This window comes from Listeria grandensis FSL F6-0971, from assembly GCF_000525835.1.
GTDB classification, from domain to species: Bacteria; Bacillota; Bacilli; order Lactobacillales; family Listeriaceae; genus Listeria_A; species Listeria_A grandensis.
This window is the reverse complement of record NZ_AODD01000031.1, coordinates 1-16,790: the sequence shown is the minus strand read 5'-3', so window position 1 is coordinate 16,790 and position 16,790 is coordinate 1. Positions and strand designations below refer to the sequence as shown.

13 protein-coding genes are annotated in these 16,790 nt (G+C 44.4%); 11 read left to right on the top strand and 2 right to left on the bottom strand.

Translation table 11 applies throughout. The features are described from left to right. Position 1: 1 nt before the first annotated feature. From rplI to PGRAN_RS13890, 3 genes are all read left to right on the top strand, one after another. Positions 2-448, top strand: coding sequence for a 50S ribosomal protein L9 (gene rplI / locus PGRAN_RS13900; protein WP_036067985.1), 447 nt, complete (start codon positions 2-4; stop codon positions 446-448). Positions 449-505: 57 nt separating this feature from the next. Further along, positions 506-1,876: a replicative DNA helicase gene (dnaB, locus tag PGRAN_RS13895; RefSeq protein ID WP_420911980.1), complete on the top strand. Its 1,371-nt coding sequence runs from the start codon at positions 506-508 to the stop codon at positions 1,874-1,876. Between the two features lie 1,002 nt (positions 1,877-2,878). After that, the gene (locus PGRAN_RS13890) at positions 2,879-3,550 is read left to right on the top strand and encodes a Crp/Fnr family transcriptional regulator (protein ID WP_036067980.1); all 672 of its coding nucleotides are present in this window, start codon (positions 2,879-2,881) and stop codon (positions 3,548-3,550) included. 57 nt (positions 3,551-3,607) lie between these two features. Here the strand turns inward: PGRAN_RS13890 and PGRAN_RS13885 are convergent, their stop codons facing one another. Next, complete coding sequence (locus PGRAN_RS13885) at positions 3,608-4,096, bottom strand: GNAT family N-acetyltransferase (protein ID WP_159101154.1); 489 nt, start codon at positions 4,094-4,096, stop codon at positions 3,608-3,610. Between the two features lie 221 nt (positions 4,097-4,317). On the opposite strand from PGRAN_RS13885, the gene PGRAN_RS13880 reads away from it, so the two are divergent. The 7 genes from PGRAN_RS13880 (at position 4,318) to PGRAN_RS13850 (ending at position 13,570) form a co-directional block, all read left to right on the top strand. After that, a complete protein-coding gene (locus tag PGRAN_RS13880) occupies positions 4,318-7,008 on the top strand; it encodes an alpha-mannosidase (protein ID WP_036067974.1) in 2,691 nt (896 codons plus the stop codon). Next, complete coding sequence (locus PGRAN_RS13875; protein WP_036067972.1) at positions 7,005-8,318, top strand: glycoside hydrolase family 125 protein; 1,314 nt, start codon at positions 7,005-7,007, stop codon at positions 8,316-8,318. Before PGRAN_RS13880 ends, PGRAN_RS13875 begins: the two co-directional genes overlap by 4 nt. A 59-nt stretch (positions 8,319-8,377) precedes the next feature. Beyond that, positions 8,378-9,013, top strand: coding sequence for a YesL family protein (locus PGRAN_RS13870; protein WP_036067969.1), 636 nt, complete (start codon positions 8,378-8,380; stop codon positions 9,011-9,013). Positions 9,014-9,050: 37 nt separating this feature from the next. Then, positions 9,051-10,808, top strand: coding sequence for a sensor histidine kinase (locus PGRAN_RS13865; protein WP_036067967.1), 1,758 nt, complete (start codon positions 9,051-9,053; stop codon positions 10,806-10,808). Beyond that, complete coding sequence (locus PGRAN_RS13860) at positions 10,783-12,291, top strand: response regulator transcription factor (protein WP_036067965.1); 1,509 nt, start codon at positions 10,783-10,785, stop codon at positions 12,289-12,291. The genes PGRAN_RS13865 and PGRAN_RS13860 overlap by 26 nt, the downstream gene beginning before the upstream one ends. A 104-nt stretch (positions 12,292-12,395) precedes the next feature. Further along, positions 12,396-13,079: a TVP38/TMEM64 family protein gene (locus PGRAN_RS13855; RefSeq protein ID WP_036067963.1), complete on the top strand. Its 684-nt coding sequence runs from the start codon at positions 12,396-12,398 to the stop codon at positions 13,077-13,079. Positions 13,080-13,126: 47 nt separating this feature from the next. Further along, on the top strand, positions 13,127-13,570 hold the full coding sequence (locus tag PGRAN_RS13850; protein ID WP_036067961.1) for a universal stress protein: 444 nt from the start codon (positions 13,127-13,129) through the stop codon (positions 13,568-13,570). A 165-nt stretch (positions 13,571-13,735) separates the two neighbouring features. Here the strand turns inward: PGRAN_RS13850 and PGRAN_RS13845 are convergent, their stop codons facing one another. Next, positions 13,736-13,969, bottom strand: a complete 234-nt coding sequence (locus PGRAN_RS13845; RefSeq protein ID WP_036067960.1) for an IDEAL domain-containing protein — start codon at positions 13,967-13,969, stop codon at positions 13,736-13,738. Between the two features lie 484 nt (positions 13,970-14,453). On the opposite strand from PGRAN_RS13845, the gene PGRAN_RS13840 reads away from it, so the two are divergent. After that, the coding region (locus PGRAN_RS13840) for a SpaA isopeptide-forming pilin-related protein (RefSeq protein WP_159101153.1) at positions 14,454-16,790 on the top strand (2,337 nt) is incomplete at its 3' end.

Genomic DNA, 16,790 nt, shown 5'->3' with positions numbered 1-16,790 from the left:
GATGAAAGTTATATTTTTAAAAGACGTAAAAGGAACTGGTAAAAAAGGCGAAATCAAAGAGGTAGCAGAAGGTTACGCGCAAAATTTTCTTATCAAAAAAGGCCTTGCGACACCAGCGACGAGCAGTAACATGAGCGCGTTAGAGGGTCAGAAAAAGAAAACAGAAAAAGAAGCAGCACAAGAACTTGCGGACGCGAAAGCACTCAAAGAAACCGTTGAGAAATTAACAATTGAACTTAAAACAAAATCAGGCGAAGGCGGCCGACTTTTCGGGTCCATTACATCCAAACAAATCGCCCAAGCCCTTGAAAAAAACCATAAAATCAAAGTCGACAAACGTAAAATCGACCTTCCAGAACCAATTCGGGCGCTCGGTCACACAAAAGTTCCAGTAAAACTACACCATGAAGTAGTCGCGACAATCGATGTGCACGTAAGCGAAGAATAAAGAAAACTCAGGAAAACCTAGTTTTCGTGACTAGTCACCAAACAGAGCGGGGAGGGATTGAGAGTGGAAAACCTGCAAGATCGCACACCACCTCAAAATGTCGAGGCCGAGCAAGCGGTTTTAGGTGCAGTATTTCTGCAACCCGAGGCGCTGATTACGGCTTCCGAAATTTTAATGCCCGATGATTTTTATCGTCAGGGACACCAACTCATTTTTCAGGCGATGCTTGAACTGAGCGACCAAGGAAAAGCGGTTGATGTTGTAACGATTTATGAGGCATTAGCATCTACCGGTAAGATTGAAGATGTCGGTGGTTTGCCTTATTTGACCGAATTATCTGGAGCGGTTCCGACCGCAGCCAATTTAGAGTACTACGCTCACATTGTAGAAGACAAGGCTTTGTTGCGTAGGCTGATTCGTACTGCGACACAAATCGCGACGGACAGCTATGCACGCGAAGACGAAGTGGAAACACTTATGGACGAGGCCGAAAAAAATATCTTGGAAGTTTCCTCCCGTAAAAATGTTGGGGCTTTTAAGAACATTAAAGATGTCCTCGTCAAAACGTATGATGATATCGAGATTCTTCACAATCGAAAAGGCGATATTACCGGGATTCCAAGTGGGTTCAGCGCGCTAGATCACATGACGGCGGGCTTTCAGCGCAACGACCTGATTATTGTTGCCGCGCGTCCGTCCGTTGGTAAAACCGCTTTTGCTTTGAATATCGCACAAAATGTGGCGACGAAAACGGATGAGAATGTTGCGATTTTTAGTCTCGAAATGGGAGCGGAGCAACTCGTGATGCGGATGCTTTGCGCAGAAGGGAATATCAACGCGCAGAATTTACGGACAGGGTCCTTAACCGCTGATGACTGGCAGAAACTGACGATCGCGATGGGAACACTGTCGAATTCGGGTATTTATATCGATGATTCACCTGGTGTACGTGTGAATGAGATTCGTTCCAAATGCCGTCGCTTGCAACAGGAAGCTGGGCTTGGTATGATCGTCATCGATTACTTACAACTTATCTCAGGAAGCGGACGTAATGGTGGAGAAAATAGACAACAAGAAGTTTCCGAAATTTCACGTTCTCTAAAAGCCCTCGCGCGGGAATTAAAAATCCCGGTCATTGCGCTCTCTCAGTTGTCTCGTAGTGTGGAGTCGCGTCAAGATAAGCGCCCAATGATGTCTGACATTCGGGAATCAGGATCAATCGAGCAAGATGCCGACATTGTAGCTTTCCTATATCGTGATGATTACTACGATCACGAAAGTGAAAACGATGGCACAATCGAAATTATCATTGCCAAACAGCGTAATGGACCAGTTGGCACTGTACAGTTGGCGTTCGTCAAGGAATATAATAAGTTCGTTAACCTTGAAGTGAGGTACGATGACTCCCGAGTTCCACATGGAGCCTGAAGCAGTTGAAAGATCAACCATGATCTTTCAACTGCTTTTTTAGATCTTGATTTTTAATAAGTATTTAATGTTACTTTAGTTCCTGTTCAAGATGAGGGAATGGGAGCTGTTCTGCCGTTGTATACTCTCGACTATTTACTTTTCAAATACCTTTTGAATGCTTATGTATATTATCTTACATAAGATTTCATGAGATTTTTTTCTAAATTCATTGGAATGACTGGTTGATTCATGTTATAATAAATATATATAAATAGCACTTTTTTGTTAGGTTTTTGTTGGTACTTTAATTTTAACAAAGGGTGCTATTTTTGTGTGCTTATTTCTGTATGTGTGAAAAAAAAGTGAGAACGCTTGGGGAGCTCCAGATCTTGTTGTTCAAGCTTCCTCTCAGCAATATCTATTTGTATGTGTAGATGCCCGCATGATCAACTGAAAAAATGATTCAAAGTGAAATTAAAAACGATCACCCGACAAAATAGAGGCAGATCAGTGGAGCGAATACTTCAAGAATTGGATCGGACACGAGACTGGATTAATTATTATGTTATGCACTTCCTTCAGAAAGCAACGGTTAGTTGAGACGTCGAATCAGACAATTTGTCTGGAAAAAATAGAAAAGAGTACAAAATAGATTCAATCGTTTGTGACAGCTAGACATCAAGTATGGCAATGGTGGCGAATACTCGAAAAGGCTATTGGTGTATTGTGAATAGTGGCATTTTACACTATGAATTTACAGAAAAATACCTCGTGCCTATTAGATATCAGAATACCTCCAAAAGGTACACGAGCACCTGCTAAAGCTATTGAACCGCTGTATGCCGAACAGTGCATACGGTGGTGTGATAGGCCGTTTTTAGTGAAATCCTATTTTGGAAAACTGTAACAAAATCTATGAAATTTGGGCTCGAAAACAGGAAATATGTTATTTTTTTGCTTGTGAAAGATGGTAAGGTTAAAACAAGGACGAGACGACAGAAAAAGATAGGAGGGAGAAAAATGCAAGATATGCTAACGGAGCTATATAGTCACCGCGTGATTCGTCGTCGATTTAGTTACGAGCGTTTTCTGGATACACTATTGGAAAACCGTGTACCATACGAGAAGCGAAATGTGGCTAAACAGACAATCCTTGTGTCCGAGAGGGAACCTGATCCATCTGTTTTCTTTATCGAAAAAGGTACGGTTTCACTAGAACGTGAAGATCAAATAATTGCTTTTTTAGGGGCGAATCAGATTGCTGGCCTCAGTAATACGTTCATTATTGGTGAAAGTTTATATACTTTTCGAGCACAGGAGAAATGCAGTTTATATGTATTTCCGAGAGGGGCTGTGGTTGAGTTGCTGCTAAGTATGCAAGAAGGGTGGATCTATCTGTATATGAATCACTTGAATCACGATGGGATGTTAGTGGATAAATGCTTAATAATGCGTGAGCCCAGTGAGCTTAGATTAAAGCATTGTATCAGAGGATTGATGCGACGTTTTGGTACTCGGCGTGAAGATGCCATAGAATTGCCGAAATGTTTTAGCAAGAAGGTGATTGCGAATTACGCTAATGTAAGTACAAAGACTGTCGCACAGACATGGAAGCAGTGGGGTGAGGACGGTTATATTGATGCAGATGCCAATCATTTTGTATGCCGATCAACAGAGTTTTTACAATTATAGAAAAGGGAAAACGAGTCAAGGAGCTATTAATTAAGCTTTATGGCTCGTTTTTGTGTTCTATAAGGCGAATGTCATGGTGTAGTCATCCATGATGAAGCCAGAACCAACATCGGTGATTAAGGCTTTTTCGATGATGAAACCCATTTTTTTATAAGCTTCTATCGAGTTGGTGTTGTACTTATTGACGAACAAGCGAATGGAAGACAGGTCGTGTGCTTTGGCGAATTGAGTGACCTCGGCGAATAGCTGTTTACCAATTCCTTGTTTATGATAGGCAGGATCGATGTATAATTTGCTCAAAAATAGTTCGTTATCTTTTTTGTAAAAGGCGGAGTAGCCCACGAATGATTGGTTTTTAAATGCCATTAGATAGGTTGTGCCGCTTTTGATTTCATCATAGATGGTATCAGCGGATTGAAATTTGGACAACATATAGTTTATTTGTTCTTCAGTGATAATTGAAGGGTAGTGTTCATGCCAAATATGATGGGCTAGCTCGGAAATGTGGGTTGCGTCTTCTTTTGATTTTGCGATTTTGATATGCACTCTAAAAACTCCTTTATTTAAGTCTGATAACATCGTAGCATATTCGGAATTTATTAGGAAGTGAGGCGCACCTATGAAATAGACAAAATCCGGAAAAATAGACTTATCATAGGACTTGCGTGCGTGTTATTGATTTTCAAAATGGAGACCGATATACTGAGAATGAAAACGAATACAAAATTGGCAGGAAAGTGTTTTGGGATAGGTGAGAGGGGCGAGATTTGATGAAGAAAACGGCGTACATAATTTCACATTCGCATTGGGATCGGGAGTGGTTTTTACCATTGGAGACGTTGCGTTATAAGTTGGTGACGTTGCTTGATGAGACGGCGGATTTGTTGGAGAATAAGGCGGGATTTGATTACTTTCATTTGGATGGGCAGACAATTATGTTGGAGGATTATTTGGCGGTGAAGCCTGGGGAGCGAGCGCGGATGGAGCGTTTGGTTCGTGACGGGAAACTGCGGGTTGGTCCTTGGTATATGTTGCAGGATGCGTTTTTGACGAGCAGTGAGGCGAATGTGCGGAATTTGCTTTATGGGATGCAGGATGCGCAGGATTTTGGCGCGGTTGAGAAAATCGGGTATTTTCCGGATACGTTTGGGATTTATGGGCAGGCGCCGCAACTTGTGAAGCAGGCTGGGATGGATGCTGTGATTTTTGGGCGGGGTGTGAAGCCGACTGGATTTAATAATCAGGTTTTTGAGGGCGGTTACACGTCGCCGTTTTCGGAAATGTTTTGGCAGGCGCCGGATGGGACGCGGGTTTTAGGTGTTTTGCTGGCGAATTGGTATTCGAATGGGAATGAGATTCCGACGGGGCGCGAGGACGCGTTGGTGTTTTGGGATAAAAGATTTGCGGATGTGGAAGGTTATGCGTCGACGGGGGCGTTGCTGTTTTTGAATGGGTGTGATCATCAGCCGGTGCAGGTGGACTTGCCGGAGGCGCTGGATGTGGCGCGGGAGTTGTATCCGGATGTGGAGTTTAAGCATAGTCATTTTACGGAGTATGTGACGGAATTGCGGAAATTGTTGCCGTGTGAGGATTTGCAGGTGATCAAGGGGGAGCTTACGAATCAGCGGACGGATGGCTGGTCGACGCTTGTGAACACGGCCTCGTCGCGAATGTATTTGAAGCAGGCGAATCAGCGGGTGCAGCAGTTGCTTGAGAAGCAGGTCGAGCCGATTGCGGTGATGGCGATGCGGACTGGGACGGCGGCGTACCCGGAGGAGTATTTGAAGTTTACATGGAAGTTGCTGATGGAGAATCAGATTCATGATAGTATTACGGGCTGTAGCGTGGACGCGGTGCATCAGGAGATGGAGACGCGGTTCATGAAGGCGGAGCAGGCGGCGCGCGCGATTCTGGACGATAAGGTGGCGCGGATTGTGCGGCAGGTGGACACGACGGCAAAATTTGATGGGGAGGCTGTACCGGTTGTGGTGTTTCACACGTCGGGTTATGCGGCGACGCGGGTTGTGACGGTGGATGTGGAGCTTTCGCGGACGTATTTTGCGGAGATGCCGTTTGAGGAGATTCCAGCATATTTGGATGGCTTGCCGAGGGTGCATTTGGAGGTTCGGGACGTGGATGGGAACTTGGTGGATGCAGACGTGACGGAGCTTGGGATGCAGTTCGATTATGAGTTGCCGGATCGGGCGTTTCGTAAGCCGTATTTTGCGAGGCGCTACCTGGTGAGCTTCGTTGCGGAAGACTTGCCGCGATTAGGTTTTGCGACGTATTTTGCGGTGCCGGTGGCGGGTGAAAAAGTAACGGTAAGTGGTGAAAAAGACGCGAAACGGTTAGAAAATCAATTTTTGCAAGTAGATATTGCGGAGAATGGGACGTATTCGGTGTGTTGCAAGAAGTCGGGAGTGGTTTTTGCGGGGCTCGGGTCATACGTGGATCAGGGCGATATTGGGAACGAATATATGTTTAAGGAAACGGGTGATGGGGTGCGTGTCTCCACGGAGGATTTGCTGGCGGAATGTGTTGTGCTTGAGAGCTCGCCAGTGCGTAAAACCGTGGAAGTGACGCATCGGATGATATTGCCGGAAAGTGCGGATGTGGCGTCGTTTGCAGATGAGAAGGCGCGCGTTGTTTGGCATCCAGGGCGGGTGTCGCCGAGATCAGAGCGGATGCGAGAATTTATTGTGCGCACGAAGCTGACGTTGGAAGCAGGTGCGCGGGCGTTAAAAGTCGATGTGCGGATGGAGAACGTGGTCGCTGATCACAGATTGCGCGCGATTTTCCCGACTGGAACGACGCATGAGACGCATTTTGCAGACAGTGTTTTTGAGATTGTGGAACGGCCGAATCAGGTGAGCGAGGAGTGGCAAAATCCGAGTAATGATCAGCGTCAGCAAGCATTTGTAGCGCTGGGGGGCTTGATGGTGGTGAATCGTGGGTTGCCGGAATATGAGGTCGCTGCGGATGGTTCGGAGATTCGTTTGACGTTGCTACGCGCGAATTCGGAGATTGGTGACTGGGGTAACTTCCCGGCTCCTGAAGCGCAGTCGTTTGGTGAGCAAGTCGCGTCATTTTACGTGATGCCGTATGTGGAGGAGGAGCTTCGGACGGAGGGTGCGAAGTGGGCGTACGAGTATCAAATGGATCCGTTTGCTGTGCAGGCAGAAGGGCAGCATAATGGCAGGCTTTCGGGACGCACAGATTTTGCGATGTGGGATGATGTGCCGGGTCTTATTTTTTCTAGTTGGAAACGGGCGACGAGTCAGGACGCGGAAATTTTGCGATTTTATAGTGTGGCGGAGGACGAGCAAAAAATCACGTTACACGATGCGATGCGCAAAACAACGATTTTGGAAGCGGCGAATCCGGATGCTGAACTGGAAAAAAGCTGGGCCGTTGCACCGAGTGAAGTTATAACGTGGAGAAAAGAGGATGCGAAATGACGACGAAACATGTGCCGAAAAGTTTTCAGAAAATGATGGACTTGGTTGCGGAGACTTTCCCAGAACATGAAAAATTACAGAAAATGTTCGGGCAATGCTTTTTAAATACGTATATGACGACGCTGACGGAGACAAAAGAAGGTTTGCCGTTTGTGATTACAGGAGATATTCCGGCGATGTGGTTGCGCGATTCTACGAGCCAAATTCGTCCGTATTTGATGGTGGCCGAAGATGATCCGGAAATGGCGGCTATTATTGCAGGGCTTGTGAAGCAGCAGATGCGTTTTATTCAGCTTGATCCGTATGCGAACGCGTTCAATCAAGAGGCGAATGGGAAAGGTTTTCAGGCGGATAAAACGGAAATGTCGCCGCACGTTTGGGAGCGCAAGTACGAGATCGATTCGCTTTGCTATCCGATTCAATTGGGATACTTGTTGTGGAAAAGTACGGATGACACGGCGCATTTTGATGCAGATTTCCGTCAGGGTGTGGCGGCGATTTTGGATGTATGGAAAACCGAACAGTACCATGAAACGCAGTCACCGTATTCTTTTGAACGTGCGGATGTACGCCAGTCCGATACACTCAATCGCGATGGGAAAGGTACGGAAGTGGCGTATACAGGCATGACGTGGAGCGGATTCAGACCGAGCGATGACGCCTGTCTTTACGGCTATCTTGTGCCAAGCAACATGTTTGCCGTCGTCGCGCTAGGCTATTTGCAAGAAATCAACGCAAATTGCTGGCAAGATGCAACGCTAGCAACACAAATCACGACATTAAAGGTCGAAATTGAACGCGGTATTCAAGCATTCGCCGTACAAGAGCACCCCTATCACGGCCCGATGTACGCCTACGAAGTCGATGGAACCGGACGCAAAAATTTCATGGATGACGCCAATGTACCGAGTTTACTTGCAGCCCCATATCTCGGTTACGGCGAGTTCACCGATCCAAAATACTTAGCAACACGCGATTTCATTTTGAGTCGAGAAAATCCATTTTACGTCGAGGGCGCAGAACTAACAGGAATCGGTAGCCCGCACACGCCCGACCATTACGTTTGGCCAATTGCGCTCAGCGTCCAAGGCATGACAGCGACATCAGTATCCGAGAAACGAGCGATTCTAGAAATGCTCGTGGCAACAGACGGCGGCACAGGATTCATGCACGAAGGCGTCAACGCAAGCAATCACCACGAGTATACCCGCGAATGGTTCGCCTGGTCGAACGCAATGTTCAGCGAGTTCGTCCTCAGCCTATGCGGCGTCTGCGTCAAAGGTTCCCCGCTTGCCAAAATGACAAAATAAAAATATGCAAAGAGTGCGCCAAATCAGGCTCGCTCTTTCGTTCTAGGAGTTGTCGAAGTATGAACAAAGTAGAAAAAATGGATAAATTCTTCGTCGCCAGCCAGTGGCTCATTCGCTTCGTTTGGGCAAACTTGATCTGGATGTTTCTGACGATATTTGGCCTAGGCATTTTCGGCTTCATGCCAGCAACCGCAGCACTTTTCACGGTCACGCGTAAATGGTCGCAAAAAGAAATCGATATTGCTATTTGGCCAACCGCTTGGAAAGCCTATAAAAAAGCCTTTGTCGAAACCAATATCGCCGGACTCTGTTTTGCTGCGATTCTCGGATTCCTATACATCGATCTTCGCATTGTGTTTTCGACAATGAGCGGCTTAGCATCAAGTCTGCTCTATTTTTTCCTATTCTTCCTTTTCGCGATGACATTACTGGCGCTCGTCAATTATTTTTCCGTGTACGCACATTTCATCTATCCACTACGGGGTTATGTGATGCAGTCCTTCTTGCTCGCCTTCACCAGCTGGAAAACCTCACTGCTCCTCATCGCTGGTTTTGGTATTGCGGCCTATTTAATCGCCCAAGTTCCAGCGCTTGTCCTCTTTATTTCTGGTGTTTTACCAGCTTATTGGGTTATGAAAGTAAACCTGATCCGTTTTCAAAAAATGCAAGCAAAAATGACAGCCCAATCAGCGTAAGGTATGGCATAATGAAGGCAAGGGGGTGTTTTCAAAGATGAGTACGAACAAGCGGAAACGGCGCATTTTCCAACGGATGTTACTAATATTCTCCTTAACATCATTATTCACCGTTGGATTGTTGCTTTTTTTTATATCGCGATACTACACCAATATAAAAGTCGATGCCGTGTTGCAAGAAACGAAAGCGGTTTCAGAGGCGCAACTCGTCGCCGCCGATCGGAAAGCAACCGCGCTAGTGGCGATGACACAAGAAATTTACAAAAACAGCGATCTCATGAACGACGTCCAGATTGCGATGACACACGATTACGCGGACTACATTCGGCAAAATATCGACAACTATTACGCCAAACAAGGCTTTTACAGCGTAGATTTGCAGAGTTTTCTCAGATCCTATTTTACATATGATGACGATGTGATCGCGGTGCAACTCGTGTCAGCGGACAAAGAATTCACGTATACTTTTCCGACAAATTATGGAAAATGGCAACCAATCTTCGAAAAATACGGCGAGAAAAAACTACTCCAAGCAGTATCACGCAAAAACGACATTTTTCGATTAAATTCGAGCCTCGTATTTAAGCAAGTCATCAACGATCCGAGTACGCTGCAGCCGTTAGGAACTGTGCTGATGTATACCGATCCTAAATTTCTTGGTAACCTCATCCCAAAAGCAAAAGAAGCGACCACATTTGCCGTTATGAATGATGAAAAGGAACGCCTGTACAGCAATCATAAGCTTCCAGATATTACAGCCACGAACGCGAAAAATGCTTACAGACAAGGTAGTGGCTACCTCCAAACGACGGAACAGCAAGCATCTGGTGTCTTCGGTCAAGTCGTCGTTCCAGAAAGTCAAATTGGTGGTATTCCAGTACTTCAATGGACCCTGTTTGGTGTCGGCGTTGGACTCGTCCTCATCTCGATTGCTATTAATTTTTTCATTAGCAGACGCTACTCTCACCGCATCCAAGTCATCATTGACGGCATGGATCAAATGGAAAAAGGTGAGCTCCGTGCTAAGCTTCCCGTCGACGAACGCGAAGATGAACTCACGCTAATCAGTCAGAGTTTCAACAAGATGGGTGACAGTTTAAACGACTACATTAAGCAGGTTTACACGCTTGAAATCGAGGAACAAAAAGCTCAGTTAAAAGCACTACAAGGCCAAGTCGAGCCACATTTTCTCTACAACTCTTTGGAAGCCATCCGCATGCACGCGAGACTAGAAGGCGCGAAGGTGACTAGCAATATGATTTATCACCTATCCACGCTCCTCCGCTACACCGCCGACAACATCGAGATGGTCACGCTTGCCGATGAGGTAGGCTACGTCCGCCAATATCTCCAATTCATGGAACTTCGCTACCAACAAGAAGTCCCGTTTTTCCTAGAAGTCGAAGAACCACTATTGGAACACCCATTTTTGAAATTCACATTACAGCCACTCGTCGAAAATTTCTTCAAATACGCGCGGCATGAAGAGAAACGAACGAGCCTGACATTTAGCGCGAAACGGTTTGGTGACGGGCTCGAAGTGAAGATGCGCGATGACGGACTCGGAATTACAGACGAAAAAATGCGCCAAATACAGGGCAATTTAGCCGGCGAAAAAGGGGAGCAAGGCCACATTGGACTTGTTAACATTCACCGCCGCATCCAGCTTTATTTTGGAGAACGGTACGGACTCGAAATCACGAGCGCAAGAGGGCAAGGCACCGAAGTGACACTGCGCGTTCCGTACACATCTGAGGGGAGGAAAAACTATGTTGAAAATGCTTTTAGTAGATGACGAGCCGTTGATTGTGCAAGGTTTGCGGGCAGTGATTCAGGAATTTGATGAAGAAATCGAAATTATTGGAACGGCGAAAAACGGCATGGAGGCGCTGACGCATTTCGCGAACGAGCCGTGCGACCTTGTGATTACGGATATTAAAATGCCAAAAATGGATGGTTTACAGCTGATTGAGGCTTGGAAAAAGGAACAACCTGAGACGAAATTCATTGTTTTGTCGGGATTTCAGGAATTTGAGTATGTGAAACGGGGACTCGCAATCGGGATTGAGAACTATTTGTTGAAACCGCTGAACGAGATGGAGTTACTCGAAACAATCACGCAAATTAAAGAGAAGGTAGAAGCCGATTTTCAAGCGACGGGAGACGATGCGGCGTACTATATTTTGCGAGATAATGCGCTTTGGCGCTGGCTGAATGACCGAATTGGAATGGAGGATTGGAAGGAACGGATGGCGCTTTATAAAATGCCGCTTGCCAAAGAAATGCGGACGGCACTCGTGTGGATTCAGCCGCTGTATGGCCAGGTGGATCGGACGGCAGACGGCTGGAAGAAGCTACAAAGCCATTTGCGTGCAGAATATCCTTTCATGTTGCTGAATCCAGAAGAAGAACTACTCATTGGTTTAATGGCAGAGGACGACGATGGAATTGCGGCAGATATCGCGACGGTATACGAAAAAATCAGCACCCTCATCGGCGTGGAGCAATGCTTCTTTTTGATGAGCGAAGTAGGAACAGGGACGGCCTACTTTCCGAAAGCATTCCGTGGGCTCGAACAACTACTCCAAGAACGCCTCGTCTCCTCACCCGGCACGCTCATTTCAGCAGATAAAATTTTACCGCATCGCTGGCGCCCGAATTTCAGCCAACATCAACTAGCGCGCGCCCTCGTTTTGCAAGAAAAAGAAAAGACGCTGACATGGCTCGACAACTTTTTCAGCGAATGGGAAGCACATCTTTACGAAAGCGACCCACACCAAGTCATCCGCGTGCTCAGCGAAGTCGCGCTGATGATGTCCGAATCCGACCCAGAGCAGCTACTAAAAGCGATCCGCAGACTTGACGGCGCGGCAACACCATGCGAACTCAAAACAACGATGCTAGAACTCATTCACCCATTTTTCGATCGGAACCAACACGACGACAACAGCAAAAGTCCGATTATCCAGAAAATCATTTCTTACGTCACCGAACACTTCATGGAAGGCATGTCACTCAAAACGCTAGGCGCCAAGTTTCACATCAACGCCGTCTACCTCGGCCAACTTTTCCAAAAAGAAGTCGGCAGCCATTTCACAGACTACCTCAATCAATACCGCGTCAACCATGCCAAAGAAGTCCTGATGACAACAAAGCAACCCGTGACGGCAATCGCTGAAGAATCAGGCTACACCGACATGGCTTATTTTTACCGGCAATTCAAGAAATATACAGGCTATACTCCAAATGGCTTTCGCAAAAAAGAGAAGGTGCAGTGACAAGAAAAGACACGTCGTAGCTTACATAGTGAGGTAATATAGGTAGAATTTGCTAAGTTCAAAATGCCGAGCTATAATTGATATAGTACGTGAAAAGGGAGGGGATGAAAATAAGTGCTCGTCTGAAAGTGCTATTTATTTTCCTAGGCCTTGTCATAGTGATAATACTGGGTTATGTGATATACAAAGATTACTACACGGATTTCATGCTATTTCTTGACCCCAAAGCAGATCGGGCCCATTTAATGGAAAGTATCCGTAGTCATAAATTAAAAGACGCGTTACTATTAATAGCTTTGACCGCGGTCATGTGTGCTATACCAGGAGTCCCCAACTCCATTATTGGCATTTTTATCGGCGTATGTTTTGGTCCGTGGATCGGTGTTTTAATGAATGTTATCGGGAATATAACAGGAAACTTCATTGTTATCCTACTTCTGCGCAAATTCGGTCTATCCAACAAAACAAAAGATCCAGGGAAATTTATAACGAACATTTCTCACATGAAAAAGCCCACCGTTGGAATCACAGTAGGATATATGATACCAGTTATCCCTTCCGTTATCGTGAACTACACAGCAGTAAAATTAAAATTATCGCTTAAATCTCTTTTGTTAGCGGTGACAGTCGGTGTTTTACCTACCTCTTTTTTATACGCATTTGGAGGAGACGCCTTACTTAAAGGAAATACTAAAATCGCCATTCTATCCATTCTCTGTGTTGTTTTCCTTATCTTCCTTATGAAATTTATCCGAAAAGAACAAGTGAAAAGCAGTGCAGAAATGTAGTCTGGTAGTCTTAGAAACTATATAAACAGGAGAGCGAGTGAAGTAGGATGACAGAAACAAAGATAAAACAAATTTTGGTGGCGTTTGACGGGTCAGAGCAGTCTCAGGATGCATTTCAAGAAGCGATCCGGATTGCAAAATTCGAAAAAGCGAGTTTGATATTCCTGACCGTAATCAGTGAAATCATGCCGAATGACGATGAACTTTACTTACAGCTGGATGTACGTCCAGAAATCGACGACGTATATCGAGCGCTAGCAGAAAAAAGGCTAGAAACAATAACAGCCGGGCTTGGTACAACGATAACATACAAAAATGAAGCGATACATGGCGATGCCAAAAGAAGTATTGTGGAATACGCGAAAGAAAACCAGGTCGATTTAATCGTAATCGGCGCAACAGGAAGAGGCGCGCTGGAAAGAAGGCTAATCGGCTCAACGACGGCATATGTAGTCAACCATGCCCCATGTAACGTCATGGTAGTGAAATAATACAAATAAACGCGATGCAATCATTAGTACCAATGATTGTATCGCGTTTATTTTACAAAAAAGGGATGGATAAGCAACCTAAGAGAGTGAGCGGTCTATCCAGATACATGAATAATGCACTGCTTTCGTTATAACAAGTTATATTTCAAATCTACTCTAAATCGCCTACGTATGAAGTTGTTCGTCTTGTAGTCGTTTCATCCGTGTAGTCAAACGATAAAAGCGCCGTCTATTTTGAGTATCTAAAGCAAGATCAATTTCGTTTCGGATTCGTTCCATCCGTTGTTTCTGTGCGAGCATTGTCATGAAACAGTCGATGAACATATCCATAACGATTCTTTCGTTTTCGAGCTCCTTGTATTGTTGAGACATTGCTTCCGATATTTTTTTGGCAGACATGACAATCACTCCTTCAAAGTGTATTTTGTAAATTATTAATAGACAATACCTCGTTAAAGGAACAATGAAACATTTTATGGAAAAATATTTAGGGTGGTGGGGAATTGAAACATGTAAATCTATACTTTATTTTAGTGATTTTGAAAAATGATTTTTTTGTCTGTATTGTTTAAATAATAACGTTTTAGATATGGCGGAGATAAAGACAAAAGTATCTAATGGTACCCCTTAATGTAGACGTCCCTTTTTATAGACGATAGTTGCTTTCCGCCTTTTTTGAGTAAATTATTGAATTCATTTATAGTATTCATGGTAGATAAAAAGAAGTGATAAGTATATTATTCTGCAAATTATACACTTTTCAAAAATTTAAATTATAAATTTAATTGAAAAAGTAAAAATATTGACAATGTTACATTCTCAAGTTAAATTTACGTTGATAGCGCTATTATGAATGGAATTCAAGAAAGAGGGGGAAGATACAATGAAAACTATTAAAAGAATAATTTCTATACTATTAATTTGTGCACTAACAGGGAGTCTGCTACCAATGCAAATGATGGCATCGGCATCGGTGTCTTGGGGAACACAGTTTATTACAGGTATTGATACTACTGATAGAAACGGGAATACTATCTCAGAAGCCCCTATAAATAAAAGCTTTAAGGTTCGATATGACTGGACAATACCAAATAGTATCGACGTTAAAGAAGGAAATACAATGAATATAACACTGCCAGAAGGACTTCAAACGACCCAAAACGATGTTATGGAGTTTAAAGCTGCGTCGGGTGCCGTTGTAGCAAGAGGACAAGCAACTTCCCCTGGAGGTAAAGTTTATAATGTGACATTTACGGATTATCCGGAAACACATTCAAATGTAAGAGGATACATTGAATTTTTTATACAGTTTGATTCAAGTGTACAACCCAACCAAAAAATAGAATTTGAAGCTCTGCCAGGTAAAAAACCAGTGACAATAACAGCTATTAAAGAGAATGAAGGAGAAGGTCCTCCTGGTGAGCCTGGACCTGTAGAAATAACAGTGGACTCCAGCTATAAGATGCCTTCGTATCAAGGGAATGGAATAATAGAGTGGTATGTTTTTATTATTCCTCCAAAATTAAAATCTCTCCCAACAGACCCAGGTTATTACGAACCAGTGTATAACGTTACACTAGAAGATAGTTACGGCGTAGGTCAAACGCTCATTTCAGACTCCGTTAAAGTTAGACAAGCATACGGCGTTAGAGGTGGGTTTTTCATAGAAAATGGACTTCCTGATTTAAAAGTAACCAGACAGGATCCTGCTGCTAGGACTTTTGGATTGGATTTAGGGGACTTAGATGATGGTTACGGAAGGGAGATTACTTACAGAACCAAAGTAACAGATGCAGATCAAGAAGCGTTTTACAACGAGGCCACTATCAAAGGGAATGGATTTGAGAGAAAGATTGAGAACACTGTACGAATTGAAGGTGGTACTGGTGGAGCGGAGGGCGAGCAAGCGGCTTTTACTGCCATCAAACAAGATACTGCTGGAAAACCTTTAGAAGGAGCTAGTTTTGATCTATATCGTATACCAGCGAGTGGCGGAGAAATAGAGATAGCGACCGGCTTAACATCAGATAAAGATGGTGTTATAAGCTATGATAAGCTTCGTTTTGGGACGTATGAGCTCCGTGAAAAAAGTGCACCCGAAGGATATAAACTGTTAGATGCACCATATCGCTTTGCTTTAGATTCTAGTGGTATGAACACATTAGCAATCCCAATTATTAATGAACTTGAAGAAATACCCGTCGGATCTGTAGAACTAAGCAAATACGATGAAGCAGACAAAAGCAAAGGATTAGCAGGAGCGAAATTCGATTTATATAAAGGAACACCATCAGCGGGAAATACTCCAATCAGCTCGCATACAACGCCAGCGAATGGTATTGTGGCAGTCAATAATTTAGAATTTGGAGATTACTATTTTGTAGAGACAGAAGCACCGAATGGCTATGAGTTAGACGCAACACCAAGACCTTTCACGATCGGCGAAGATCAAGTGACGGTACCGGTTAAGTTGGGTGTTGCGAACAAAGCAATCGAAATACCAGTAGGATCTGTAGAGTTGATTAAGTACGATGAAGCAGACAAAAGTAAAGTTTTAGCAGGGGCATCGTTTGATTTATTCCGAGGAACGCCTGGTTCAGGAACACTGGTAGACAGTCATGTAACGCCAGCATCAGGGACATTCCACGTGAATAACTTAGAATTTGGAGATTACTATTTTGTAGAGACAAAAGCACCAGCAGGCTATGAGTTGGATGCCACACCAAGACCTTTCACGATCGGCGAGGACCAAGTAACGGTGCCATTTAAGTTGGGTGTTTCGAATAAAGCGATTGTTGATCCAACCATCCAAACCATCGCTTTTGAAACAGGCACAAATAGTAAAATCCTTTTTCCAGGAGAAGCCGCTGCAATCAGCGACCGTGTTTCTTACAGCGACTTAATCTCAGGTAAAGAATACCGCTTAAATGCAACGCTTCTAACAAAAGATGGCGCCTTGCAACTAACAACAGGACAAAAACAATTCACTGCAGCGAATGCAACAGGTCAGGAAGTAGTAGATTTAGCAGCATTTGACGCGACAGCTCTACGCGGACAACAAGTTGTCGTATTTGAGCAACTGATTGATGTAGCATCAGGTCTTATCGTCGCAACACACGAAGATTTAAATGATGCCGATCAAACCGTGGCCTTTGCTGACCCGCGTGGTGGGGTAGAATTTACAAAAGTAGATGCAGATACGCAAAACCCGCTTGCAGGA

What these genes read in the sequence shown, in the direction of transcription:
- PGRAN_RS13845 (WP_036067960.1), bottom strand. Translation starts at nt 13,969, where the DNA reads ATGTCTGCCAAAAAAATATCGGAAGCAATGTCTCAACAATACAAGGAG.
- PGRAN_RS13870 (WP_036067969.1), top strand. Translation starts at nt 8,378, where the DNA reads ATGAACAAAGTAGAAAAAATGGATAAATTCTTCGTCGCCAGCCAGTGG.
- rplI (WP_036067985.1), top strand. Translation starts at nt 2, where the DNA reads ATGAAAGTTATATTTTTAAAAGACGTAAAAGGAACTGGTAAAAAAGGC.
- PGRAN_RS13865 (WP_036067967.1), top strand. Translation starts at nt 9,051, where the DNA reads ATGAGTACGAACAAGCGGAAACGGCGCATTTTCCAACGGATGTTACTA.
- PGRAN_RS13860 (WP_036067965.1), top strand. Translation starts at nt 10,783, where the DNA reads ATGTTGAAAATGCTTTTAGTAGATGACGAGCCGTTGATTGTGCAAGGT.
- PGRAN_RS13855 (WP_036067963.1), top strand. Translation starts at nt 12,396, where the DNA reads ATGAAAATAAGTGCTCGTCTGAAAGTGCTATTTATTTTCCTAGGCCTT.
- PGRAN_RS13850 (WP_036067961.1), top strand. Translation starts at nt 13,127, where the DNA reads ATGACAGAAACAAAGATAAAACAAATTTTGGTGGCGTTTGACGGGTCA.
- PGRAN_RS13890 (WP_036067980.1), top strand. Translation starts at nt 2,879, where the DNA reads ATGCAAGATATGCTAACGGAGCTATATAGTCACCGCGTGATTCGTCGT.
- PGRAN_RS13875 (WP_036067972.1), top strand. Translation starts at nt 7,005, where the DNA reads ATGACGACGAAACATGTGCCGAAAAGTTTTCAGAAAATGATGGACTTG.